This is a genomic window from Paenibacillus sp. FSL R7-0273 (assembly GCF_000758625.1).
GTDB lineage: Bacteria > Bacillota > Bacilli > Paenibacillales > Paenibacillaceae > Paenibacillus_AQ.
Genome location: NZ_CP009283.1, coordinates 3360029 through 3382486, shown reverse-complemented (window position 1 = coordinate 3382486; position 22458 = coordinate 3360029). Strand labels below are relative to the sequence as shown.

Annotated in this window: 19 protein-coding genes; 5 read left to right on the top strand and 14 right to left on the bottom strand. The window is 53.0% G+C overall.

Annotation, left to right across the window (positions count from 1 at the left end; all coding sequences use genetic code 11):
• Nucleotides 1-8: 8 nt before the first annotated feature.
• Nucleotides 9-1307 (top strand): beta-N-acetylhexosaminidase, encoded by a 1299-nt coding sequence (gene nagZ, locus R70723_RS14570; RefSeq protein ID WP_039872992.1) that lies wholly within the window; start codon nucleotides 9-11, stop codon nucleotides 1305-1307.
• Between the two features lie 66 nt (nucleotides 1308-1373).
• Here nagZ and R70723_RS14565 read toward each other — a convergent pair whose 3' ends face one another.
• The 5 genes from R70723_RS14565 to R70723_RS14545 all read right to left on the bottom strand — a co-directional run bounded on the left by R70723_RS14565 (nucleotide 1374) and on the right by R70723_RS14545 (nucleotide 8227).
• Nucleotides 1374-2471, bottom strand: a complete 1098-nt coding sequence (locus R70723_RS14565) for an efflux RND transporter periplasmic adaptor subunit (RefSeq protein ID WP_179087986.1) — start codon at nucleotides 2469-2471, stop codon at nucleotides 1374-1376.
• A gap of 43 nt (nucleotides 2472-2514) precedes the next feature.
• Nucleotides 2515-3891 (bottom strand): ABC transporter permease, encoded by a 1377-nt coding sequence (locus tag R70723_RS14560; RefSeq protein ID WP_039872990.1) that lies wholly within the window; start codon nucleotides 3889-3891, stop codon nucleotides 2515-2517.
• Entirely contained in the window at nucleotides 3888-4601 is a 714-nt protein-coding gene (locus tag R70723_RS14555) for an ABC transporter ATP-binding protein (RefSeq protein WP_039872989.1), read from the bottom strand. The genes R70723_RS14560 and R70723_RS14555 overlap by 4 nt, the downstream gene beginning before the upstream one ends.
• Nucleotides 4602-4635: 34 nt before the next feature.
• The gene (locus tag R70723_RS14550; protein ID WP_047171129.1) at nucleotides 4636-7212 is read right to left on the bottom strand and encodes a hypothetical protein; all 2577 of its coding nucleotides are present in this window, start codon (nucleotides 7210-7212) and stop codon (nucleotides 4636-4638) included.
• Nucleotides 7213-7393: 181 nt separating this feature from the next.
• Nucleotides 7394-8227, bottom strand: a complete 834-nt coding sequence (locus R70723_RS14545) for an AraC family transcriptional regulator (RefSeq protein ID WP_039872988.1) — start codon at nucleotides 8225-8227, stop codon at nucleotides 7394-7396.
• A gap of 144 nt (nucleotides 8228-8371) precedes the next feature.
• Between R70723_RS14545 and R70723_RS14540 the strand changes: the two genes are divergently transcribed.
• The 3 genes from R70723_RS14540 to R70723_RS14530 all read left to right on the top strand — a co-directional run bounded on the left by R70723_RS14540 (nucleotide 8372) and on the right by R70723_RS14530 (nucleotide 11715).
• On the top strand, nucleotides 8372-10426 hold the full coding sequence (locus R70723_RS14540; RefSeq protein ID WP_039872987.1) for a beta-galactosidase: 2055 nt from the start codon (nucleotides 8372-8374) through the stop codon (nucleotides 10424-10426).
• Nucleotides 10427-10660: 234 nt separating this feature from the next.
• Nucleotides 10661-11398 carry an AzlC family ABC transporter permease gene (locus R70723_RS14535; RefSeq protein ID WP_039872986.1) on the top strand — a complete coding sequence of 246 codons (738 nt, stop codon included), beginning with the start codon at nucleotides 10661-10663 and terminating at the stop codon, nucleotides 11396-11398.
• Nucleotides 11389-11715, top strand: coding sequence for an AzlD domain-containing protein (locus R70723_RS14530; protein ID WP_039872985.1), 327 nt, complete (start codon nucleotides 11389-11391; stop codon nucleotides 11713-11715). Before R70723_RS14535 ends, R70723_RS14530 begins: the two co-directional genes overlap by 10 nt.
• Nucleotides 11716-11760: 45 nt before the next feature.
• Here R70723_RS14530 and R70723_RS14525 read toward each other — a convergent pair whose 3' ends face one another.
• From R70723_RS14525 to R70723_RS14495, 7 genes are all read right to left on the bottom strand, one after another.
• Complete coding sequence (locus R70723_RS14525; protein WP_039872984.1) at nucleotides 11761-13098, bottom strand: ZIP family metal transporter; 1338 nt, start codon at nucleotides 13096-13098, stop codon at nucleotides 11761-11763.
• Entirely contained in the window at nucleotides 13095-14177 is a 1083-nt protein-coding gene (locus tag R70723_RS14520; RefSeq protein WP_039872983.1) for a DUF58 domain-containing protein, read from the bottom strand. Before R70723_RS14520 ends, R70723_RS14525 begins: the two co-directional genes overlap by 4 nt.
• Before the next feature lie 3 nt (nucleotides 14178-14180).
• Complete coding sequence (locus R70723_RS14515; protein ID WP_047171128.1) at nucleotides 14181-15158, bottom strand: AAA family ATPase; 978 nt, start codon at nucleotides 15156-15158, stop codon at nucleotides 14181-14183.
• A gap of 94 nt (nucleotides 15159-15252) precedes the next feature.
• Nucleotides 15253-16344 carry a GerAB/ArcD/ProY family transporter gene (locus R70723_RS14510; RefSeq protein WP_039872982.1) on the bottom strand — a complete coding sequence of 364 codons (1092 nt, stop codon included), beginning with the start codon at nucleotides 16342-16344 and terminating at the stop codon, nucleotides 15253-15255.
• 22 nt (nucleotides 16345-16366) lie between these two features.
• Complete coding sequence (locus R70723_RS14505) at nucleotides 16367-17527, bottom strand: Ger(x)C family spore germination protein (RefSeq protein ID WP_039872981.1); 1161 nt, start codon at nucleotides 17525-17527, stop codon at nucleotides 16367-16369.
• A complete protein-coding gene (locus tag R70723_RS14500) occupies nucleotides 17524-18972 on the bottom strand; it encodes a spore germination protein (protein WP_039872980.1) in 1449 nt (482 codons plus the stop codon). Before R70723_RS14500 ends, R70723_RS14505 begins: the two co-directional genes overlap by 4 nt.
• Nucleotides 18973-19100: 128 nt before the next feature.
• The gene (locus R70723_RS14495) at nucleotides 19101-19961 is read right to left on the bottom strand and encodes a DUF421 domain-containing protein (RefSeq protein WP_039872979.1); all 861 of its coding nucleotides are present in this window, start codon (nucleotides 19959-19961) and stop codon (nucleotides 19101-19103) included.
• A gap of 182 nt (nucleotides 19962-20143) precedes the next feature.
• Here R70723_RS14495 and R70723_RS14490 point away from each other — a divergent pair, with 182 nt between their 5' ends.
• Nucleotides 20144-20350 carry a DUF1657 domain-containing protein gene (locus tag R70723_RS14490; RefSeq protein ID WP_039872978.1) on the top strand — a complete coding sequence of 69 codons (207 nt, stop codon included), beginning with the start codon at nucleotides 20144-20146 and terminating at the stop codon, nucleotides 20348-20350.
• 78 nt (nucleotides 20351-20428) lie between these two features.
• On the opposite strand, the gene R70723_RS14485 is transcribed toward R70723_RS14490, so the two are convergent.
• Together R70723_RS14485 and R70723_RS14480 are read right to left on the bottom strand one after the other, a co-directional pair.
• Nucleotides 20429-21502: a Gfo/Idh/MocA family protein gene (locus tag R70723_RS14485; RefSeq protein ID WP_039872977.1), complete on the bottom strand. Its 1074-nt coding sequence runs from the start codon at nucleotides 21500-21502 to the stop codon at nucleotides 20429-20431.
• Between the two features lie 16 nt (nucleotides 21503-21518).
• The gene (locus R70723_RS14480; RefSeq protein WP_039872976.1) at nucleotides 21519-22406 is read right to left on the bottom strand and encodes a sugar phosphate isomerase/epimerase family protein; all 888 of its coding nucleotides are present in this window, start codon (nucleotides 22404-22406) and stop codon (nucleotides 21519-21521) included.
• Nucleotides 22407-22458: the final 52 nt, after the last annotated feature.

The window sequence follows — 22458 nt, the reverse complement described above, 5'->3', positions numbered from 1 at the left end:
CATCTGAAATGATTCACATCCGACGGAAAGGCATAATCATTACCACTCTATTCTATACGCTGCTTACCATTGGCTGCAGCAACAGCAGCCCTACAGCAGCTGAAACTTCACTGCCTGCAACACCTTCACCGTCTGCACCGCAAGTCACGCCTGACATCACTTTACCGCCGTCAGCCTCACCCACTTCCGGATCAGATACCGGCAATAATGATAGTATAGACAAGCTAATTGCCGGAATGACGCTTGAGCAGAAGATCGGACAAATGCTGCTGGCCGGTATCGACGGCGGGGCACCGGACAGTGAAGCCAAACGGATGATTGCTGAAGATCAGATCGGCGGAATCATTCTGTACAAGGACAATATAAGCAGCCTAAAGAGCATGGTCAGCCTGATTAACGGCCTCAAGGAGAGCAACAGCAGCAATGCAGTGCCGCTGTTCATGAGCGTTGATCAGGAGGGTGGCAAGGTAAGCCGGATGCCGAAGGAATATGCAGCAATACCAGCGAACAGCACGATCGGAGCAGCCGCTGATCCGCAGAATGCGCACAAGCTGGGCAGCCTGCTTGCAAGACAAGTGCTGTCTGCCGGCTTTAATATGAACTTTGCCCCTGTGCTAGACATCAACAGCAACCCTGACAACCCGGTTATCGGGGACCGCTCCTTCGGGAATACCGCTGAGCTTGTAACCCGGCTCGGTATTGCCGAAATGCAGGGAATCGCCGGGGAAGGCGTAATTCCGGTTATCAAGCATTTTCCCGGTCACGGAGACACTTCCGTTGACTCTCATCTTGAGCTGCCTGTCGTGAATAAAAGCGCCGCCCAGCTTGCCCAGCTGGAATGGCTGCCGTTCCAGGCAGCAGTCAAGGAAGGTGCAGATGCTGTAATGATTGCCCATATTCTGTATCCGCAGCTTGATCCGGATAAGCCTGCATCTCTATCTGCAGAGATTATCAGCGGGCTGCTCCGCAAGCAGATGGGCTTCAGCGGAGTAGTTATTACTGACGATATGACAATGGGGGCCATCACTGATCACTATACACTGCCGGCGGCAGCGGTAGATACCGTGCTTGCAGGCAGCGACATATTGCTGATTGCCCATGGCTATGCTAACGAGCAAAAGGTGCGGGCAGCCCTTCTGGACAGTGTGCATAGCGGAGTCATCTCCGAAGCACGGATTGATCAGAGCGTCGGGCGGATTCTGGAGCTGAAGGAAAAGTACCGGCTTAGTGACAAGCCGGTTGCCGTGCCTGACCTGACGGAGCTGAACCAGGATATAAAGTCATGGCGCGGAACACTGGGACAATGAAGTCTGTTCGAAGGTAAAAAGGGAGCCCCGGCATCTGCCGGAGCTCCCTTTTTCTTGGGGTGCATGCTATTGAAGAACGACTGTATCTCCCGCCTTCAGGCCGGTCAGAACCTCAGTTTTATCAGAGGTTTCCAGCCCGATTGTAATTTCCTGGCGCTCATAGACCCCGTCCCCTTTATCCAGCATGACAAAGGCCTGCTCCCCTTCGTGGATAACAGCCATACTGGAAACGACCACCGCATTCTCCCTGCGCAGGGTTTCAATATCCCCGCTCAGGCTAAGTCCGCCGATCAGACGCTCGTCCGGCTGCAGTGAAATTACCACCTCGAATTGCGGGATTTGACTGGCTGAATTTTGCCCGGTAGTGTTGGTCGCAAATTTCGAAACCTCGGTTACTTCACCGCTCAGGATCAGATCCTTCATCGCCGTCATTTTAACGTTAACCTTCATCCCCTGCTTGATTTTGAAGATATCCTGCTCACCGACAGAGGCGATGAATTCCAGCTTGTTAAGGTCGACAATTTTGCCGATATACTGGTTATCAGATACTGTCTGGGGACGTTCAGTACTGCTGTCATACAGGAAAATCCCTGTTGCCGGTGCATGATAGACTGCGGTGTTCAGCTTGGATTTTTTATCTGCAAGATCCTTCTGCTGGATTTGTGCATTCACCTGGTTCAGCTCATCATTCAGCCTTGCCGCCTCTTCGGCTGCCAGCGCCTTCAGACGCTCTGCCTCTGTGCCGATCGGAGCCGCATTCTCATCCTCCTGCTGGCTGACAAAGGCATTAAGCTCAGCTTCCAGCTCAGCCTTGCGGATTGCTGCTTCAGTCTGGGCAATCTCATTCTTAAGCGTAGACTGGTCCAGCGTAAAGAGCACATCCCCCTTCTTCACCTGTCCGCCGTTCTCCACCTTCCAGCCGGTTACCTTAGAAGCAAAGGGTGCATAGACGAGTGTTTCTTCCTGATATTGTGATCTTCCTTTAACCTGGACGGTGCTCGTCATGGTCTCCTCGGTCACGGGAAAGCTGATCACCTGAGGCGGCTCCATCACAATTTCGGGCTCTTTATCCTTAAACATTTTTCCATAGAGCATATACCCTGCGCCTATAATGATTACCGCGATGATAATCCATTTCAGGCTGCACTTTATTATCCTTTTCATTCCCCTGCTTCCTTTCAGCTTGAAATACAAAATCGGTCAGGCGTTAATCCCTTTTAATGGCTGTAAGCGCATCGGTTCTGGAGGCACTGATCGCCGGATAAATACCGGACAGTACACCAGTCATAATCGCAAAAGCCAGTCCGACCGGAATGGTCGTTAACGGGATAACAAAGTTCAGGCTGTCACCTGCTGTACCTACGAGCTTATTCAGCCCCATGATAATCAGATAGGAGAAAAGCACTCCCAGCATTCCCCCAAGCAGGCCCAGCAGAGCTGCCTCCGTAATGAACATATTGCGGATCTGTCCCATGTTGGCGCCAAGCACCTTCATGATGCCGATCTGACGTCTGCGCTGATGCGTGGACATGGTCATGGCCACAATGATTGAGATAGAAGCAATAATCAGGATGAATACCCCTATGCCGAGCGCAGCCATTTTGATCATATCGAACTGCTCTTTGAGCATCTCCTGCTGATACAGATTGTCCATGGCGTTCAGATTCAGCTTCTGGATCATGGCTTCAACCGATTTGATATTATCTGTACTGTCAACCTTGACTGTAACGCTTTTGTAGCTGTTCTCCTCCACGTTCGGAGTCATGCCGTTATTATTACCAAAGGATAATTGCTGTGTCAGCTGCGCCGCCGTCTCAAGCGATACATACATAATCTTCTCGTACGAGGCGCGCAGATCATCGGTTCCTTCCGCTGTAGCCAGAATACCGCCAACCTGCAGTGCTGAGCTGAGCTTGATGTTCCCCTCCGTTGTGGAGTAATCAGTGGCCTGCAGCTGCACCTGCTGCCTGTATATCTCGGAAGGAAGGGTGGACATTTTGTTATATTGATCCATCAGATCAGAGCTGAACGGATCGGCTCCCATCTGCTCATACAGCTTCTGCCGGGTCTCGTTGTCTATCAGTCCGAGGGTGGCACCATAATTCAGCACAACCATTCCCGGCAGATCTGTAACACCGCCCTGCTTGAATTTAAAGCCGAACTCGCCTAACATCCGCAGGTCTGTTGCTTTGACCTGAATATCGGCAATTTTATTATCGACGGTAAGCATCTGCATATAACCGGCATCCTCAAAAGGTGCAGCGGCTACGACATGATTCAGGCTCTTGATAATCTCCAGCTTCTGGGCTGTAAGCTTGCCCGGATCAAGGTTCTCATTAGTTTCTGCTGAGCCGCCGCCTCCTCCGCGTGAGGGAATGCCCCCGCCGGGAGTAACGGTGATCTCGTCCATTTTAAAATTCCGGTTAACCTCATCGGTTACATAGGTCTGGGCGGATTGTCCGATGCTGAGCGCCACGATAATGGCTGCACAGCCGATCGAAATCCCTGTCATACACAGCCCGGTAACGACCTTGCGCCGTTTCACCTGATCCCAGGCCATCCGGGAAATATCCCTGATCTTCATCCGGCGCCTCCTTCCGCAGCTTCCGCATCCGCTGCCGGCTGCTGATTGTTGATCAGATAGCCGTCACGCAGGGAGAAGGTGCGCTGCATCTGCTCCGCCACCTCCAGTTCGTGTGTAACAACAATAAAGGTTGTCTTCAGGGACTGGTTCAGCTTCAGCAGAATTGCAATAATCTCTTCCTCTGTCCGGGTATCCAGATTCCCGGTTGGCTCATCCGCAAAGATAACGGACGGCTCGGTAATCAGTGAACGGGCGATACTGACCCGCTGCTGCTGACCTCCTGACAGCTGTGACGGGAACAGATCCGCCTTGTCGGGAATACCGACCTGCTCCAGCAGCGCCAGCGCTTTTTGCTTGCGGACCGAGGGTGAGACAGACTGGAATACTAGCGGCAGCTCCACATTTTCACGCACCGTAAGGCTTGTAATCAGCTCGTATGCCTGAAAGATAAAGCCGATGTGCTTACGGCGGAATTCCGCCAGCTTATTCTCGCCCATCTGGACGATGTCATGGTCGGCAATGTAGATATGGCCTTCCGTCGGCTTCATCAGTCCGGCCATCAGGTTCAGCATGGTGGATTTACCTGAGCCGGAGCTGCCGAGCAGCGCGACCATCTCTCCTTTGTTAACAGTAAAACTGATGTCGTGCAGAACCGTGGTCCATTCATTGCCGGTTTTGAACGAATGCTTGATATTTTCAACTCGCAACATGGATGCTGCTCCTTTGTGGACTTAGAATAGAACGTTATTTACCGGTATCTTTCTCCTCATTATCAGGCTTCGGCAGCGAAATAAAGCGCATGGTAAAGGTCTGGCCGCCCAGCTCCTGGCGTTCACCCTGGAACTCATCATAGAAGGTCAATCTATAGGTACCGCCGTTTATCTGTTTGTAAAGATTATTTGAGAAGGACAATGTGTAGCTGTGATTGATTCCCTCTGTCAGATCCGTACCGATCGCCAGCACCCTGTCCTGGGATTGGCCGAATGGATCTGTAACCCGCAGCACCAGCTTATGCTCCGACTCTCCGGCGTCATAGAAGTTTTCCCGCTTCAGGTTGTAAGTAATATTCAAAGCTACCGTATCGCTGGCTTCCACATGGCTTGCATCCGAGGTAACCACGTTTAAAGTGTACGGATACAGGGCGATGTTTTGAATATTTGAAGCTGGGACTAGAGCTTTTGGAGTAAGCGGAAGTGAAGCTACATTAATAAATCCCGTGGCTTCCTCGCTGCCCTCACTAAGCTTGCCGCCCGTCACGCCTGATCCCAGATACAAGGAGACATCAGCAGTGCCTGCAGGTTTGGGGAGCTTAGCCCATAAGGTAACCAGCTGCTTGCCGCCCGGTATGGCCAGACTGTCCGGCTGGTTCACCTTGGCTTCATAAAATTGTCCGTCCGATGTTTTAAAGTACGCCTGCAGACGGGCCATCTTACTCTGCCGTTTCTCGGCGCTGGTCATCAGAACTTCGGTGTAGAGGATATTATAATTGCTGCCTTCATAGACGGTCGTTCTGTTCTCCTGTACTGCAGCATTTTTGCCTTTACCTGTAATGGTGTAGCTGTCTCCGCGCTGGAGCTGGCTCACGCTGCTTATAAAGCTGGTTGTGCTGAAGTCGAGGAACGGAATGCTTTCGGTTTCCGACTTGACGCTCAGATTTACCCGCACATCATTAAACTCATCGGTATATGGAATTTTGGTAATCAGCGAGATATCAGCAGATTTGCCGGGAGCAAGCACCGAATCCTCTTTATCCATCAGCAGATCCGTCGTTGCTGACAGATTTCCGCTATCAAGCTTCAGCGCGCCCTTAAGCTCAGGAATCGTCAGATTAACGGATTGGTTATTGGTGATTCTCACCTTGGCCAATACAATGTCATCATCCTTCCAGGGATAACGCTGCAGGGACTGCAGGCTGTAGGCGAAGGATCCGTACTGGTTCGTGGCTCCGTATTCCTGGCCGCTGTACACATCTGCCCGGAGCGTATATGGAATGGTGAAATAAGCAACCGGGAACACCAGCTTTGCCGTGGCTCCGCCTGCATCACCGGCACCTGAAGCTCCAGTATCCGAGCCGGAAGCAGCGGTAACAGCCTCAATCATTTGCAGCTGCAGCGTAGACTGCTCCACCTGCAGCGGGATTTCCACTGTCAGCGGCACGACCTTGTTCTCCATGGGCTTCAGGGTAAGACCGCTTAAGCCTTTGGCATTAACCGGGAATGCAGTACCCTTGGCTGACTTCACAGCCAGTTCATAGGCCGGAAGCGTTACGGCTGTATTGCCTGTGTTTTTGAGCTGCAGCTGAAAAGACCAGACTGCCTTATCATCCTCTGCAAATACAGAGGTGCCGGTGAGCTTTGTGTCGACTGTGTTGTTGTTTACGACGATTTTTTTGACGGCACCGCTGGCTACTACCAGATTAGGAGTGCTTGCCGCCGGAAGCTTAAATGAAGACTTGGGAAGCTCCAGCTTCAGTGCCTCATCCTTTTGTGTAAATTGCAGCTTCATATTGCTTGTATTCAGATAGGACGGGATTTCAGTCAGATAGTAGATGCTCTTCTTTTCCTGCGGCTGAATCTTATAGCCGGTCTGGGAGCTGCTTAGTGCAAGCTCGAACGCTGTTCCGCTGGCTGTTACCAGATAAGCCGTGTACCCCGGATCGCCAAGCACCTTGCCGCCCTTGTTCGTAATGTTAATGCTTGCCTTGGCATATACTTTGCCGCCGTATTTGTACAGCTCCAGCGACCCCGCACTTGCTGTCACCGGGATGTCATTCATCTTCGTAGTCAGACTTTTGCCTGATACCACCGTTGTGCTGTAGGCAGCCGGTATGGCAAAGGAACCGGCATGCTTCAGGTATCCCTTGCTTTTGGCATCCCATACATACATGGCGATCTTGACGCCCGAAAGGGACTTGGTCTGTCCGATATTCACATAATATGTAATACTCATGCTATTCTTGGCAGCAATCTTTTTCTTCGTTGCGTCTGCGGTTACCGGATTGCCTGGGATGACCGAGCCTCCTGGTGTGACGACGCGCGAAAAGTAACGCTGCAGGTTCACTGTCGCGCTGCTGTTGTTGGTAATCTTCAGGGTGTAAGCCAGTATGTTACCGCCGGATTGCGGCCAGATGTTGACGTCTTCAATGGCTGCGGTTACTCCTGCCGCCATTGTAACCGGACTTATTTTGACCGCTGCCGCGGCCGGTGCAGAAGCTTGTACACCTGCAGCCTGAGCAGCAGGTACCGCCAGGCCCCCGGCTGCCTGGACAAGGGCAAGGCTGCTCAAGAGCAAGACGGCCGTTTTTTTTCTGAACTCTCTCATTGATATCCTCCCAGAAATATTTGCTAAGGTTATTATAGTAGCTAACAGGCAGGGATTTGTATCCAATTTGTAACTGTTCCCGCTGTGTTGTAACCTTTTCCCCCTAAATACGCCAAAAACGGCACAATGGTTGCTGTTTTCCGCACAGGCTTTGTTAACTTTATCTTCCCTGCTAACCGGTTTATGAGCGGAAAGAGCGGCGGTACTGGCTTGGAGGCAGGCCTTCTGCCCCTCTAAACACCTTGATAAAATAGCTGGATTGCTGAAAGCCGCTTTGCAGGGCAATCTGCTCTACCGGCAGCTCTGTTGAGACCAGCAGCAGCTTGGCCTTGGCCAGACGGCATTCGCTTAAATAGCGGTTGGGTGTCTTCCCCATGGTGGAGCGGAACAGCCGCAGAAAATGATAGCTGCTGTATCCTGCCAGCCTCGACATGCTCTCAAGCGTCCAGGGCCGCTCACATTCGTTATGGATCAGATCAGCCGTGCGGCGGATCGAATGGCGGATTTCCAGCGGGACCGAGCCGTGCAGCGGTTCGGAATTCTGCAGCAGAGTTACCAGAATTTCATACAAAACAGCTGACAGCCGCGGCTCGCTCCTGGTCTCATAGGCTGCACTGAGGCTGTACACCTCCTCGAACAGCTGATCAAGGCCGGCATTCAGATCAAAGGTGAAGAAATACCCCCGTGACTGGTCTGCCTCCTCCAGCAAAGGCAAAGATACCGAGGTGCTGAAGTGAACCCAGCGGATCTCCCACGGGTGCATGGGGTCCGAGCCATACTGTTGATAGGCTCCCGGGGAATAGAGGAAGCCGCTGCCTTTTCCCATTGGAATCCTTACCCCGTCCTGAAACACGTATCCGGAGCCGTCAAAAACCAGATGCAGATTGTAGCTGCTGAGCATCCCCTCACTCCTGCGGACCGCATGCTGCGGGAACCCGCTGTAATGTCCGATAAAATCCGGATAACAGACATAATGGGCATAGGCCGGAGCCGGGAGCACCCGTTGCTTCATCATTACATTACCTCTTTCCGCCTCTTAACCCCGGGCACGCAATATAATCATATAATAGCAATATTATGTTATATAAGATACCTCACTGCTGCTATTACAATAGATTTATATCTTTTATAAAGCATCTTTTTACATTTGGAGGTTAACATGAAGAAACCCGTTGCTGATCAGAAGTTTGAGCTGGGCGTCTGTTATTACCCGGAGCACTGGCCGGAGGAAATGTGGGCTGATGATTACCGCCGCATGGTGGAGACCGGATTCACAATAGTCCGGATGGGCGAATTTGCCTGGTCCATCTTTGAGCCTGAGGAAGGCCTCTTTCAGTTCGGGCTGTTCGACCGGGCCATTGACCTGGCGCACAGCCATGGGCTTAAGGTCATTCTGGGAACGCCGACGGCCACCCCGCCGGCCTGGCTTACCCATAAATATCCTGAGGTGCTGAACGTAAGCCAGGAGGGCGTAACCCTCCAGCACGGCATGCGGCGGCATTATAATTACAGCAGTCCCAAATACCGTGAGCTGTGTGCACGGATCGTAACTGAAATGGCTGAGCGTTATGCCAATCATCCGGGTGTTGCCGGCTGGCAGATTGATAATGAGTTGAATTGCGAAATAAATGTATTCTACTCTGAGAGCGATCATATCTCCTTCCGTGAATGGCTGAAGCAGAAATACGGTACGCTGGATAAGCTGAATGAAGCCTGGGGGGCCATATTCTGGAATCAGAGCTATTCAGACTGGTCACAGGTCTATCTGCCGCGTCCAACGCCTGTTCCGAAGCAGCCCAACCCGCATCAGGCGCTGGATGAGAAGCGCTTTATATCCGATAATACGATTTCCTTCTCCAAAATACAGGCCGATATTCTCCGCAGTAAGGCTCCGGAGCAATGGGTGACAACCAACGGCCTGTTCGGCCATCTTGACAGCCATGAGCTGCACGATGAGCAGCTGGATTTCTTCAGCTACGATTCTTATCCGCAGTTCTCCAGCATCCATTCCGATCCGGATGAGCAGAATCCGCTTGCTGACCGCAGCTGGAGCCTGTCCCTGTCGGTTATTCGTTCGATCAGCCCGAACTACTGCATTATGGAACAGCAGTCCGGCCCGGGCGGCTGGGTTAACCGTATGGATATGCCTTCACCCAAACCCGGTCAGATGCGTCTCTGGACTTACCAGTCCATTGCCCACGGTGCAGATATGGTGCTCTACTTCCGCTGGCGGACAGCCACCATGGGCAACGAAATTTACTGGCACGGTATTAACGACTATCACAACCTGCCGAACCGCCGGGTCCGTGAAGCCGCTGCTATCGGCAAGGAGCTCTCTGCAGCAGGCAGCACCATCATCGGCACGAAGGCCCAGGCCTCAATAGCCATTGTGCGTGATTACGATAATGAGTGGGACGGCGAATATGATATCTGGCACGGGCCGTTCATGTGGCAGAGCAATAAAGAGTGGTTTAAGGCCTTGCAGCATAAGCATATCCCTACTGATGTAGTGTACATGCGCAGCAAGACCACCGCTAAGGAGCTGTCCCGTTATAAGGTGCTCGTCTATCCGCATCCGGCCATCATGACTGATGAAACGGCAGCTGTGCTGGATGAATATGTACAACAGGGCGGCAAGCTCATCTTCGGCTGCCGGACCGGGTACAAGGATTCCCGTGGGCAGTGTTATATGCGGGCATTCCCGGGAGCTGCCAAGGAGCTGTGCGGAATTACCGTTGAAGAATTCACTATGGTCAAAGGCAGACGTCTCCCGACAACGATCAAATGGGCCCAGGGCAGCGAAGAGCTGACCGGTGCTGATTCGTTCAATGACATTCTGCATGTGGAGGCCGATACTGTAGAGGTCATGGGCACCTACGCCAGTGATTATTATGCCGGTAAGCCTGCGGTTACCCGGAACAAACGCGGACTGGGTGAGGTATGGTACTACGGAGCGGTATTTAATGAGGAATCGGCACTGCGCATCATCGGCAGCCTGGAGCTGGTCTCCCCTGCTGCCGAATGGCTGGAGCTTCCGTCTGAGGTAGAGCTCCAGATCCGCAGCAGCGAGTCTGCCAGTCTGACCTTCCTGCTCAACTACAACGAGCTGCCTGTCGAAATTCTGCTCAAGGAGCCGCGCACCGATCTGCTGACAGGACAAACACTGAGCGGTACATTTATTATGGATGGCTTCGGTGTACTGGTGCTGCAATAGAATCAGATGAAAAAATCCGTAAATCGGCAATTCACTGAAGCAGTCAGGCAGCATCGCATTTAAAAAAGGTCCCGACCGCATGACTATCATGCGGCGGGACCTTTTCTGTTCCGGCTGCCGGCGGAAGGAGCATGAAGATTTCCCTTGCCAAGCTGCAGAAAGTATATGATATTAAGATAATGCGTTTTTCCTGCAATACGTTAAATCAAGTCAGCCCGAAAGGAGGCCGTAATCATGAAATCCGAATCCGTACCGGCGGAGCTTAATGCTCGCGCAGCCGTCAGCGGGGAAAGCTTTCTGCAGGGGGTGAAGGATTGTATCCCGACCCTGCTCGGCTACCTGAGCATCGGCTTTGCGGCCGGTGTTGTCGAGAAAACCGCCGGCCTCTCACTGGCCGAAATCGCCTTGATCTCGACTATACTGTATGCGGGGTCGGCGCAGTTTATAGCCGCCGGGATGATCGCAGCCGGCAGCACGGCGACCAGCATCATTATTACGATTCTGCTGGTGAACCTCCGCCACCTGCTGCTGAGCGCAGCTCTCTCCCCGTATTTCCGCCATCTTACACCGCTGCGCAACCTGCTTATCGGCACACTGCTGACAGATGAGACCTTTGGTGTGGCGATTCAGAGAAGCGCAAACAGGAAGGCCATCAGCGAGAAATGGATGCACGGCCTTAATATTACAGCCTACCTGAACTGGATTATTGCCAATCTGGCCGGTGCTGTACTCGGTCAATGGATAAGCAGTCCGGAAGAATGGGGGCTGGACTTTGCCCTGCCGGCCATGTTCATCGGACTTCTGGTGCTTACACTGATCAGCAGAAGCAAATATGCGCTGGACATTACGGTCGGCCTTATTGCCATGGCTGTTGCTGTGGGCCTGTCCATCCTGTGGTCCCCCAGCATCGGCGTTATTGCTGCTGCGGTAATAGCCTCAACGATAGGAGCTGTAATGGAAAAATGGAAGTAAGGCTGGATATCTTTCTGATTATTCTCGGAGCCGCATTAGTCACCTTTATCCCGCGGGTGCTGCCGCTCATGCTGCTAAGCCGGATTACCATTCCCGAATGGGGAATGCGCTGGCTGAACTACATGCCTATCGCTGTAATGTCCGCACTCATCGCCCAGGAGCTGTTCATTGACGGCGGGCGGTTCTCGGCGCTCTCCACCAATGTAGAGCTGATCGCCGCCCTCCCCACCTTCTGGGTTGCCGTCAAAACCCGCAGCCTGCTGGGGACCGTCATTACCGGTGTGTTGTCTCTAATGCTGCTGCGGCTGTTATTCTGACAGCCAGCAGCAGCCTGCAGCAGTAAGCCAGCTTGGCTTGTCAGCTCATAGCTTCAGCTGTTTCTTCAGCTGCTCCAGCTGCCCAGGCTCCTTGTCTGAACCGGCTGTCTGGCTATATCTCGCTTCATTGTACAGCCGCAGCAGCTCTGCAGGTGAAGCCTCGCTGCCGCTGCGCTCCCCTTTGCGGCTCTGCTTCCTGCCTCCCGACCATTCCGCTATATCTTCGCCGGTCTCCATGGGAGTCAGGTGGGCTTTGACCTCGTATCCCTCAGACGCCTTGGCCGTCAGCCAGTGCCGGTACAGCCAGCGCACCCGCTCACGGCTGCCCTCTGCAGCCTCCCAGCGGTCACTCCTGCTTCCGCTCTTCAGCCGTTTGCGCCAGTACTCACGGAAATTCTGCACTGTCTTCTCCCAGGCAAATATGCTCACCTCTTCGTCCTGATACGCAGTCTGCTCCTGCTTGTTCTCCCTGCGCAGGATAGACAGCAGGGCATCAACCGCCCGGCGGAAAATACCGCTGCTGTTCCTGTACAGCCAGCGCAGCCCGAAGTAGAGTCCTGCGGCTACTGCAACGGCCGCAAGCCCATAAAAGAGCACATCCAGTATCACTGCCAGCAAGCCGGGCTCTTTGATTTCCGTCTGTAAAAACTCCTGTGTTGTCGGCGTCCCCTGCCCTCTGATCGGGGTCTCCTCTGAGCGGGACAGCAGGCTCGAAAGAAAGCCGATAATGGTGTAGACGGCGCCTAAAGCCAGGATTGCTATTGCTTTAGCAGCACCGGAAGCCAGCAGCACTACAGCGATAAGAAATAACAGCATGTACATCCAGTTATACCGCCGCATTCCTGCGGGCAGCCGTCTGGTTCCTGCGGCGAAGGTGTTATAGCGTATAAAGCTGGTATTGGTAAATAGAAGGGCAAGTACAAGGCACAGGCTGCCGCAGCAGGTCAGCAGAGTCAAAGTATGCTGAAGCTCGGGAATCCGTGCAAATATAATAACCGCCGCAAAATATACCATGAGGCCGATCGCATAGGTTTTCAGCCCATGCTCGCGGTTAACCGCATCCATTCCCAGATAGGCGAACAAGGCACCCGCAGCCATAAAGGGAATCACATCAGGCTCCATTCCCCCAATCAGATACCCTGCCGCTGCTCCCAGGGGCAGGGAAGCCAGAATCTGCATCCATCTGCGTCTGATCACATGCCGCAGCAGCACGCCTGCCAGAGATAACACAGGCAGAATAGAATACCATGGCAGTGAAGCCTGCTCAGATTGCAAATACACCTGCAGAAAGACCCAGAGCGGGAGAAACAGCAAACCCTCTATCAGACAGGCTACCCACAATCTTAAGGAAGCATTAAACGTCTCTCCTAACCTGCTGCTCATGCGCCCATCCCCCCTTCACCGGGAATATCCAGCCAGGCAACGCCATTGCCGAGCAGCCGCAGCTCCTCTGCCGCAAGCTCCAGCTCTGCTCCCCGGTGGCAGCTGATAATCAGATAATCATTGTCAGACGGGCTGCTCTCGGCTTCAAGCTCCAGCAGCCGAGACATCGGAAGGGTCCGGTCCAGCTCCAGCCTGGCCAGCAGGCCCAGCATTTCCAGCAGGCTTCCCGTCGGACCGGCATTTACGGGATCATTCTGTCCGTCCAGCCTTCCGTTTGACATCAGCCCGACCTCAAGACCGTGTCCGGCCGCATACTCTGCTACGGTTGCCGCATAGCGGATACCCAGCTCAATGCGTTCCTTATCTGTAATATTGCGCCACATCGCATCGCTGATCTCCACATTCAGGCAGATGATCAGCCTGGCATCGGCGGTATGATCCTTTTGATGCACCTGCATCCGGCCGGTCCGGGCGGTAGCCTTCCAGTTCATCCCGCCGAGCGAGTCTCCCGGCCTGTACTCCCGGGTACCGGCTGTCAGAAACGGATCCTCCACGATCCAGCGCTTGACCGGCAGCTCGCCGAGCCAGCTGTGCACAGGCAAAGGCAGCTCATAGACATCCAGCATCGCCGGATATACCAGCAGCTCCAGCTGCAGCGGAAACATCTTGCTCCGGCGGCTCATACCGAAGAAGTCTCCGGTTGTCATCGTTACCGATTCCAGCCGGAACAGGCCGCGCTGCTCACACCGGATCTGATGCCGGCGCTTAATATGCCGGTAGGACCGCAGATAGAATAGGCTGATATGGTTCTGGTATATTTCACCGCTGCTGACCCCCAGATTCTCCTGGAGGCCGAACTCCAGTCCCCGGGCAATGCTGGATTCAAGGCGCAGCCAGGGGAGCGGCAGCAGCTTGCGGTTGGCAATCTCCTCTACCATCTCTATCTGCTCGCCCTGATAGACAGCGGATGCCGAGAAATAACGGGTATAGCTGAGGTTCTTGAGTGCATTGCGCTGGTAGATTACAGAAACAAGCACCAGCAGCAGCAGCGTGCTCATAATTAGCCAGGGAAGGGACACGGGCTACTCCCCCCTTCCGCCTCTGGTTGCAGAAACAGGCTCAGCCGGAACCTCCACTTCACGCAGGATCTGCTGCACTGCTTCCGCAGCCTGCCCCTCCCGCGAGCCGGCACCGCGGTGAAGGACCAGCCGGTGCGCCAGCACCGGTCCCGCTACAGCCTTGATATCATCAGGAATGACATAATTCCTGCCCTGGATCAGGGCATAGCCCTGTGAGGCGCGCAGCAGCGCAAAGCCTGCCCGCGGACTGGCACCAAGCTTGACCGCAGGGGCCGTACGGGTAGCTTCTACGATCCGCATCAGATAAGCCAGCAGATCATCGCTGATATTGACTTCAGCGGTCAGCCGCTGGGCCTCCTGGATCTGCCGGGCATCCGCCACAGCGCCGGTGTCCTCCAGCGGATTGTTCAGGCGGAACCGCTGCAGAATCTGTACGCCTTCCTCAAAAGCGGGATAACCCGTCGTTATCCGCAGCAGAAACCGGTCCAGCTGAGCCTCCGGCAGCGGGAAGGTTCCCTGGCTGTCGACCGGATTCTGTGTCGCGATAACCAGAAACGGCGCATCCAGGCCATGGGTTACACCGTCAATGGTAATCTGGCGCTCCTCCATACACTCCAGCAGGCTGGATTGCGTCCGCGGAGTCGCACGGTTAATCTCGTCTGCCAGCAGAATGCTGGCAAATACCGGTCCCGGCCGGAATTCAAAATCCCCGGTCTTCTGGTTGTAGTAATTGATGCCGCTCAAATCAGAGGGCAATAAATCCGGGGTGAACTGGATCCGCTTGAACGGGCAGTCCAGGGAACGGGCCAGAGTTTTTGCCAGGAGGGTTTTTCCTGTGCCCGGCACATCCTCCAGCAGCACGTGGCCATTTGCCAGCAGCGCTGTAAGCAGCAGGTCAACACCGGCTTCTTTTCCTACGATAACCTTTGAGAGATTGCTGCGGATTGAGCCGATTAGCCTGCCAGCCTCTTGAATATTCATGAAGCATTCCACCATCCTATCGTCTATAAGGTATGTACTAAAGCTTAATCATACCAGAAAGCGCATCCAATTTATAATACATAAGTCGCAGCTATCAGCTGGCGGGCTTATGTATTCTGGATTTGATGAACGCAGCCATAGTGTAATAGACGGGAATGCACTCCACAACCAGCCAGACGCCTACCGCACTGTATGAGCTGAAATCATTGTAGTATCTGGAGATGTTGAGAGAATAGAGAAAGGCTATGAGCACTGAACACAGGGTAAGGAACGGAATCATAAGCTTCTTCCCCTTCTGTTTTGTCAGATACAGGGCGCATTTGCTGGCCACATAGATCATGAAAGAGCTGTGGATGAACATGGAAGCGGACCAGATGCCGATCAGAATAGGGTCCAGATTCCCCATTATGTCGTCATGCGACGAACTGCGCACCATATCAAGGTAAGGATACTGCAGATCTTTTCCCAGATGCGGCCCGAAATTCATCATAGTGAGCGCCCACCCGGCCAGCACAAGCACAGTTAAGACCAGTTCGGCCAGCAGAAGCTTTTTCAGCATATTGGTATTTATTTTAAGCTCAGGCGCGACAAACAGAAACACAACCCACTCCGAAAACCAGGAGCTGACTGCAAAGGAGCTCTTAATGGTGGTACCCGGGTCAAAGTAGTGGATAAATGCTGGAAGCATCTGAAAATTAGCATTGGGTAAAAACAGATAGAGCGAAAAGAATGTGGTGACGATCAGCAGCAGAAAAACACCGTCAGCCATGTAGACTATCGTAGTTAATCCCTTGGCCGCTGTATATGCAATGACTATGCCGATTACCAGTTGGATAAAGAGCGGAGGAGTGCCGCGCATATAGTTCGATCCGAAGAACAGCACAAAATTTTCTATATCGTAAGAAGCATAGTACACACACCAGCCCAAGAGTAAAAACACCAGGATGCTGTGCATCCACTTGCCCATGTACTGCCCCCCGAATTGAAGCCAGGACTGGCCGGGCTTAAGCTTCCCTACATGAATCATAAAAAACAGAAGCACGAGCGATAAGGCACTGCCAATCAAAACCGATATCCAGCCCTGGTATCCTGCGTCTGTAACGATGATAGGGATCAGAAAAATGGAGGTTTGGGAATTGAAATAGACCAGGCCGAAACGGAACATTTGCCAGTTAGTAGTACGCATAGGTCCTCCTTTACCTGATCCATTATTTGCTTGCCCCAAAATCTACAATGCGTATATCAGTCGTCACGATGATCTCCGCCCTGTCAGCATAATAATCACTCCAGCGTTCTTTTAACTTCTTCCATTCCCTGGGATGGTTCCATTCGAGCAGCATTCCAAGCTGTAGTACATCTGCTCCTGCCTCCCGGGTATGCTCTAATGCTTCCTTCACTTCTGAAGTAATCCGCTCCTCAAGCTTGCGCCGGATCAGGTTGCTGTGATCCACCGCCTCGTCTGTATTATTGTCATCAAATAGAGTGATGCTGGCCTTTCCCTTTAATCTGATATGGAACACAGGCCCGTCTGCTGTAATCCGTACCTTTCTGGATACAGTGTCACTATAGAAAAGAGCGCTGGCCTTTCCTTTGCTTTCCTGCTCGTTCCACATTACAGTGTACATAGGAAGCGTTACGTGCCCGGACAGGTCTCCGGCTGCCCAGGAAAGCGCTCTGCTCTCATCGCTGTTTAGGGTTCCCGTCATTTTCGTGCCGTTGAAGAGCATTACACCCTGTACACCTGCCCATTTTACCGGCTCCCCCTGTTCCTTCTCATCCTTGTTTACGCCAAAGGAAAGATGGTTCATGGCATATCCCATATTATTGGACTCCGCCAGCAGACAATCACGGACGGTAGTAGCGTAAGTCAGGTTCAGCTCGGAAAAGTTCCTCAGCACCTGGGACGGCAGCTGCTCAAAGATTGCGGATAATCCGGCTATCTCCTTAGCCTTGCCCGGAGCCGCCATGATGTAGCTTCCCATTGGAATCTCCGGCTGCCGCTTACACCATTCAAGCAGTTCATGGATACCATTTGCCGCATACTCTTTGCCGATGACAATCGCCTTAATATGTGAAATTTCCAGACGGCGGGACAGATCCTTTTGAATCAGAATAATAGCATCCGTAATGGAGTGAGCCGTTTTGGTTACAGTGGAATAGCTTTTTCCCTGGGCCGTTCCGGGTTGTGTACCGGATGCCAGACGGTTGGGAAGCGGGGTGCTGATGGATAATTCAACCGTTCCCGGCTCAGGTCCGGCGTCAATATACATGCCGAAAATAAACGTCAGCTCATCCAGCTCAAGCTTGGACCAGCAGCCGGTCAGGCTAAACAGCAGCAGCAGGGCCATCCCCAGCCTCAGCAGCTTCATTTCGATCTTTGCCTCCTGTCATTTGTACTGCCTGTAAAAGAGGTGCTCCGCTTAGTCATGAACGGATTAGGCACACGCAGCAGGGTATCCTTCCAGTCCTCCAGAATCAGCGGGGCCAACGGCTGCATGTAAGGGGTGCCGAATGATTTCAGATGAACCAGATGCCCGTAAATGATAAAGACAGCAACGATAACCCCCAGCAGTCCCATAGTGCCTCCAAGCACCAGCAGCACAAACCGCAGCAGCCGGAAGGTCAGCCCCAGCTCCAAATGCGGAATGATGTACGACGCAATCCCGGTAATCGAAACAACAATGACCATCGGTGCAGACACTATTCCTGCCTGCACCGCTGCCTGGCCGATGACGATACCCCCAATAATGGAAACCGTCTGCCCGACAGGCTTTGGAATCCGGGTACCTGCTTCCCTCAGCGCTTCAAAGGTCAGCTCCATAATCAGCGCTTCTGTAAGGGCGGAGAAGGGGATATTTTCGCGCGCGGCCGCAATAGTCAGCAGCAGATCAGACGGAATAATCTGTGAATGAAACGTGGTTACCGCTATGTAAAAGGCCGGAAGCACCAAGGCAATGATTGAGAATAAAAACCGGACCAGCCGGATCCAGCTGCCTGCGTAAAAGCTCTGATAGTAATCCTCAGACGACTGCAGCAGCGACATAAAGGTCACCGGGGTCAACAATGCGGAGGGCGTACCATCCTGCAAAATACCGACACGGCCTTCCATCAGGGAGGCCGCTACAGAATCGGGACGCTCCGTATATTGGAATACTGGAAACGGCGAGAATTTGCCCTGTTTGATATGTTCAGCGATGTAGCTGATGCCTAGTACGCCGTCCATATTCAGATTAACCAGCACCTCCTCTATTTCAGCGAGGATTTCCGGCTTGTAGAGGCCTTCAATATAGACAAGATACACGTCGGTCTTTGTGTATTTTCCGAGGGAGAAATGCTTGGTCTTAAGGTCCGCATGCTTGATCTTGTGGCGCAGGAGCGACAGATTGGTTGCCACATCCTCAATAAAGGCTTCCTGGGGACCGATAACGACCAGCTCATTCTGTGACTCGGAGACCGCTCTTTTCTGATAATGGGCGATTTCAAAATAATACAGGAACGGCATACCTTCTATGCAGAGCACCGCATTGCCGCTTACTGCCAGCTCCACCGCCCGGTCGATTTCATATACCTTGATATAAGGAATGGCAAAGGCTGACCCGTGATCCAGGCGCTTCAGAAAGCCCGGCCAGTCCGGCTCTCCGTTGGCCTCCGATTTCAGCGGGGATGCAACAAACTCCTGCAGGCTCAGGGTGTCCACAATGGACGGGATATAGATCAGCATGCAGGCCTGCCCGTGAATATTGATCGACTGGTATACAGCGTCGCTGCAGCCCTGCAGCTGCTCTTTAATGGCATCCAGCACGCTTGCCGCCATTACTTTCGCCCCCCTCCGGAGTTAATGGTGAATCTGACTTAGTTTGCCAAGGCAGGCTGGAAATATACACCGGACTCTGCTGCGGGCACAGCATAAAGAACCGGCATCACTGCCGGTCCTCTGGTCAATCAGCTTTGTATAAACGGCTTTAGCTCCTTAATCAGCCGCAGCAGCTTTGCCGAGCATTCCTCGTACATCTGCTTCGCCTCCGGATTAACAGTGGAGAGGCTGAACAGCTCCAGATCCGCTTCGCATTTTTTCAGGAGTGCATAGAGCTGGGGCTTTTCCTGCGGCTGTGGCACCTGCATCTTGTCAGCATATAAATCGACCGTCAGCTCCCCGTAGGAATCCACCTGCCCGAGAAAAACATTCTCCACCGTCAGCCCCAGCTTTTCCAGCTGCATATTCAGCCAGCCCCGGGTCAGCTTCAGGTCATCCAGAGGCTCGTCCAGTATTTCGCCGTCCATAATGACTGCCTGCGTCTCCTTCTCCGGAGCTACCTTAATCCCCAGATGCTTGGGGGTCAGCGGCTGATTCTCTCTTGTGAGCAGAACATTAATGGCACCGTCCGACTCCATGATGGCAAACTCCACATCCGCCACCGTAAAAACATCCTTTTTCCGCAGCCCCTCAAGCAGCTCATCCGTCGTTAGCTTCTCCTTACGCAGATTATCCTCCAGAATTTTGCCGTCCTTAATCAGTACGGTTGATTTGAAGTCGATGAAATCACGGGCTTTCTTGCTCTTGATCTGCAGAATTTCAATCCCGAACGAAAAAGCCACCCATACAAACAGGGCCAGGAACCCCAGATGCCATGTGCTATCCGTATCCAGTGAGATGTAAGCTGCCAGATTCCCGATCGTAATTCCGGTTATGTACTCGAAGAAAGAGAGCTGTGAGACCTGTCTTTTTCCAAGCACCTTTATCAAAAAGAACAAGACTACAACAGCGAATACGGTACGTACAATGACCTCCAGCCAGTCCGGCATGCAGATTCCCCCTTGTTGTTTCAAGCTGCTTTCGGTATATCTGTTATTCATTATTTGTCAAAAGAGGGCAGATTTACTCGCCGCCTGCTTGAAATTACCTGAATTCCCCCTGCTTTCCCCGCCTATACTAGCTGATAGCAAGCTGTAAACCAAAGATTGTGAAACGAGGAGGGAACAAGTAAATGACTGTTGCATCACAAGTGAAAACCTGCCTGTCCTCGCTTAAAAGCGCCCAGGCCAGCCTTGAGCAGTTCGCCATGGAGACCCAGAACCAGGAAGCCAAAACCCTGTTTACCAATGCCGCTGAACAGACTCAGCAGATTGTGGATCAGGTTGAAGGCCGGGTAGCCCAGCTGGAGAAGGAAGAGCCGCAGTACAGGGGCTTCTAGCTTTATCGGGGATAAAAAAGAGGCCGTTTCCGCTGCAGGCTTATGCAGCGTACGGCCTCTTTGCTTTTTGGGTACCGCCTAGATTCGTGCTTCCTGAGTTGACCCCAGACCGGAAGTATTCAGCAGACTGGCAATCTCCAGCTTGCGTCCCGTTCTGGCACTCTCCAGTGCACCGAACACCATAGCCATACTATACAGATTATCCCGGCAGTCTGTTTCAGCAGGACGCCGCTCTATGAGCGACTGGAACATTTCGCGGAGGCAGCCGTGATGGAAGGTCTCCTCCATTGGAAACTCAGCCGCTTCTATCCGCTCAAATTCCCGCAGGAACTGTTCCGTATTTCCGCTGCCCCGGACCACCTCGGCATAAGGCATTTCAGTGCCGTCCCAAAGGATTGCTCCCCGCTCACCCTGCACCCGCCAGGAGGACTCCCAGGAGGTAGGTGCCCCTTCGGCACACCAGGAGCCCTGATAGCAGAATACGGAGCCGTCCGACATTTCAAAAATGCATACCGCCGCAGCATTGCCGGCATACCACGAGCCTGGAGGATTGAGCTCCTGGCAGTATACGCTGACCGGATCGGCTCCACTGATAAACCGCGCCTGATCGAAGGTATGAATCGCCATATCCAGCAGCAGCGGGCTGTCCATGGCATCACGGAAGCCGCCGAAATGCGGCGCCAGGAAAAAGCTTGCTCCCACGTATCCAATCCGGCCGATCGCCCCGTCTTCAACCAGCTTACGCAGTGAGCGGATTCGCGGGTCATAGCGGCGGTTCTGCATCACTGCATGTGAGCGGCCGGTCCGTCCTGCTGTCTCGACAATCCTGGTGCACTGCTCAAGCGATTCAGCCAGCGGCTTCTCGCTGAATACGCTGCAGCCGAGCTCAAGCGCAGCAGTAGCAATATTATAATGGCTTGAGGGAATAGTCACGTCGAATACCAGATTTGCCCCGGTCTCCAGAATGGCCTGTTTAATATCCGTAAACGAAGCTGCAGCAAGACTATGCTTGCCAGCCATTGCTTCAGCAGCCTCGATCCGGATATCAACCAGAGCCACAATTTCTGTATCTGCCCGCTTCACGGCATAGCTGATCCATTCATTTGCCATGGCTCCGCAGCCGGCCACAGCCACACGATATTGTGCTGTCACGATGTTGTAACCTCCCTTAGACCGGATTAGGGACAAAGCTGCCGCCCCGGCACGTTTTCAGATAGTTCAGCGCATGAACCTGCCCTGTCATTTCCAGCTGATCGCGATATACAGGATCATGCCAGCCCTCAATATCAATGGTACCTTTATAGCCAGCTTGGCGCAGTATGCTGATTACATCCGTCCAGTTGGTATCCCCGAAGCCCGGCGTCCGGTGCCACACATAGTCTTTAGGACCGTGAATGCCGTACTCCTTCACAATGTCCCAGGCAATCGTCGCATCCTTGCCGTGTACATGAAAAATTTTATCCGTCCATTTACGCAGCTGCGGAATCGGATCAATCAGCTGCACCATCTGATGGCAGGGCTCCCACTCCAGTCCGATATTGTCAGCAGGAACGGCATTGAACATCTTTTCCCAGGCGGTTGGATTATGTGCAATATTCCAGTCGCCGGTCTTCCAGCTGCCGTCCATGGAGCAGTTCTCAAAGGCGATTCTGACACCTTTGTCTGCCGCCCGTTTGGTCAGCTCGCCGAAGACTTCAGCAAATTTCGGCAAAGATTCATCTATGGACAAGCCGGTCAGCCGTCCGGTGAAACCGTTTACGATATCGGTCCCGAATAAATGGGCATGATCGATCAGCCGTTCCCAGCTGGCGAGCGTGTCCGCATTATCCCCGGTGCCGGTTAAGGGATTGCCAAACACCCCGATTGCCGAAATAACAAACCGGTGCTCCTCAGCCAGCTCCCGCACCCTGGCTGCCGTGTCAGCCAGATCCGTCTTGCCTGTAGTCTGCCAGAAGGTCAGGCTATACGATTCAAAGCCATGTCCCGCAATTTGCGGAATCACTCTTACTGCATCTCCGCCTCCGATCAGCGTACCGATTCTCAATGTATCTTCCATCTTGTCTACCACTCCAATATTGGTTTATAGTTAATTGAATAAACCAAGTATA

Bases quoted from the DNA above. Each gene is read 5' to 3' on its own strand.
- nagZ (WP_039872992.1), top strand. From the start codon at position 9: ATGATTCACATCCGACGGAAAGGCATAATCATTACCACTCTATTCTAT.
- R70723_RS14565 (WP_179087986.1), bottom strand. From the start codon at position 2,471: ATGAAAAGGATAATAAAGTGCAGCCTGAAATGGATTATCATCGCGGTA.
- R70723_RS14560 (WP_039872990.1), bottom strand. From the start codon at position 3,891: ATGAAGATCAGGGATATTTCCCGGATGGCCTGGGATCAGGTGAAACGG.
- R70723_RS14555 (WP_039872989.1), bottom strand. From the start codon at position 4,601: ATGTTGCGAGTTGAAAATATCAAGCATTCGTTCAAAACCGGCAATGAA.
- R70723_RS14550 (WP_047171129.1), bottom strand. From the start codon at position 7,212: ATGAGAGAGTTCAGAAAAAAAACGGCCGTCTTGCTCTTGAGCAGCCTT.
- R70723_RS14545 (WP_039872988.1), bottom strand. From the start codon at position 8,227: ATGATGAAGCAACGGGTGCTCCCGGCTCCGGCCTATGCCCATTATGTC.
- R70723_RS14540 (WP_039872987.1), top strand. From the start codon at position 8,372: ATGAAGAAACCCGTTGCTGATCAGAAGTTTGAGCTGGGCGTCTGTTAT.
- R70723_RS14535 (WP_039872986.1), top strand. From the start codon at position 10,661: ATGAAATCCGAATCCGTACCGGCGGAGCTTAATGCTCGCGCAGCCGTC.
- R70723_RS14530 (WP_039872985.1), top strand. From the start codon at position 11,389: ATGGAAGTAAGGCTGGATATCTTTCTGATTATTCTCGGAGCCGCATTA.
- R70723_RS14525 (WP_039872984.1), bottom strand. From the start codon at position 13,098: ATGAGCAGCAGGTTAGGAGAGACGTTTAATGCTTCCTTAAGATTGTGG.
- R70723_RS14515 (WP_047171128.1), bottom strand. From the start codon at position 15,158: ATGAATATTCAAGAGGCTGGCAGGCTAATCGGCTCAATCCGCAGCAAT.
- R70723_RS14510 (WP_039872982.1), bottom strand. From the start codon at position 16,344: ATGCGTACTACTAACTGGCAAATGTTCCGTTTCGGCCTGGTCTATTTC.
- R70723_RS14505 (WP_039872981.1), bottom strand. From the start codon at position 17,527: ATGAAGCTGCTGAGGCTGGGGATGGCCCTGCTGCTGCTGTTTAGCCTG.
- R70723_RS14500 (WP_039872980.1), bottom strand. From the start codon at position 18,972: ATGGCGGCAAGCGTGCTGGATGCCATTAAAGAGCAGCTGCAGGGCTGC.
- R70723_RS14495 (WP_039872979.1), bottom strand. From the start codon at position 19,961: ATGCCGGACTGGCTGGAGGTCATTGTACGTACCGTATTCGCTGTTGTA.
- R70723_RS14490 (WP_039872978.1), top strand. From the start codon at position 20,144: ATGACTGTTGCATCACAAGTGAAAACCTGCCTGTCCTCGCTTAAAAGC.
- R70723_RS14480 (WP_039872976.1), bottom strand. From the start codon at position 22,406: ATGGAAGATACATTGAGAATCGGTACGCTGATCGGAGGCGGAGATGCA.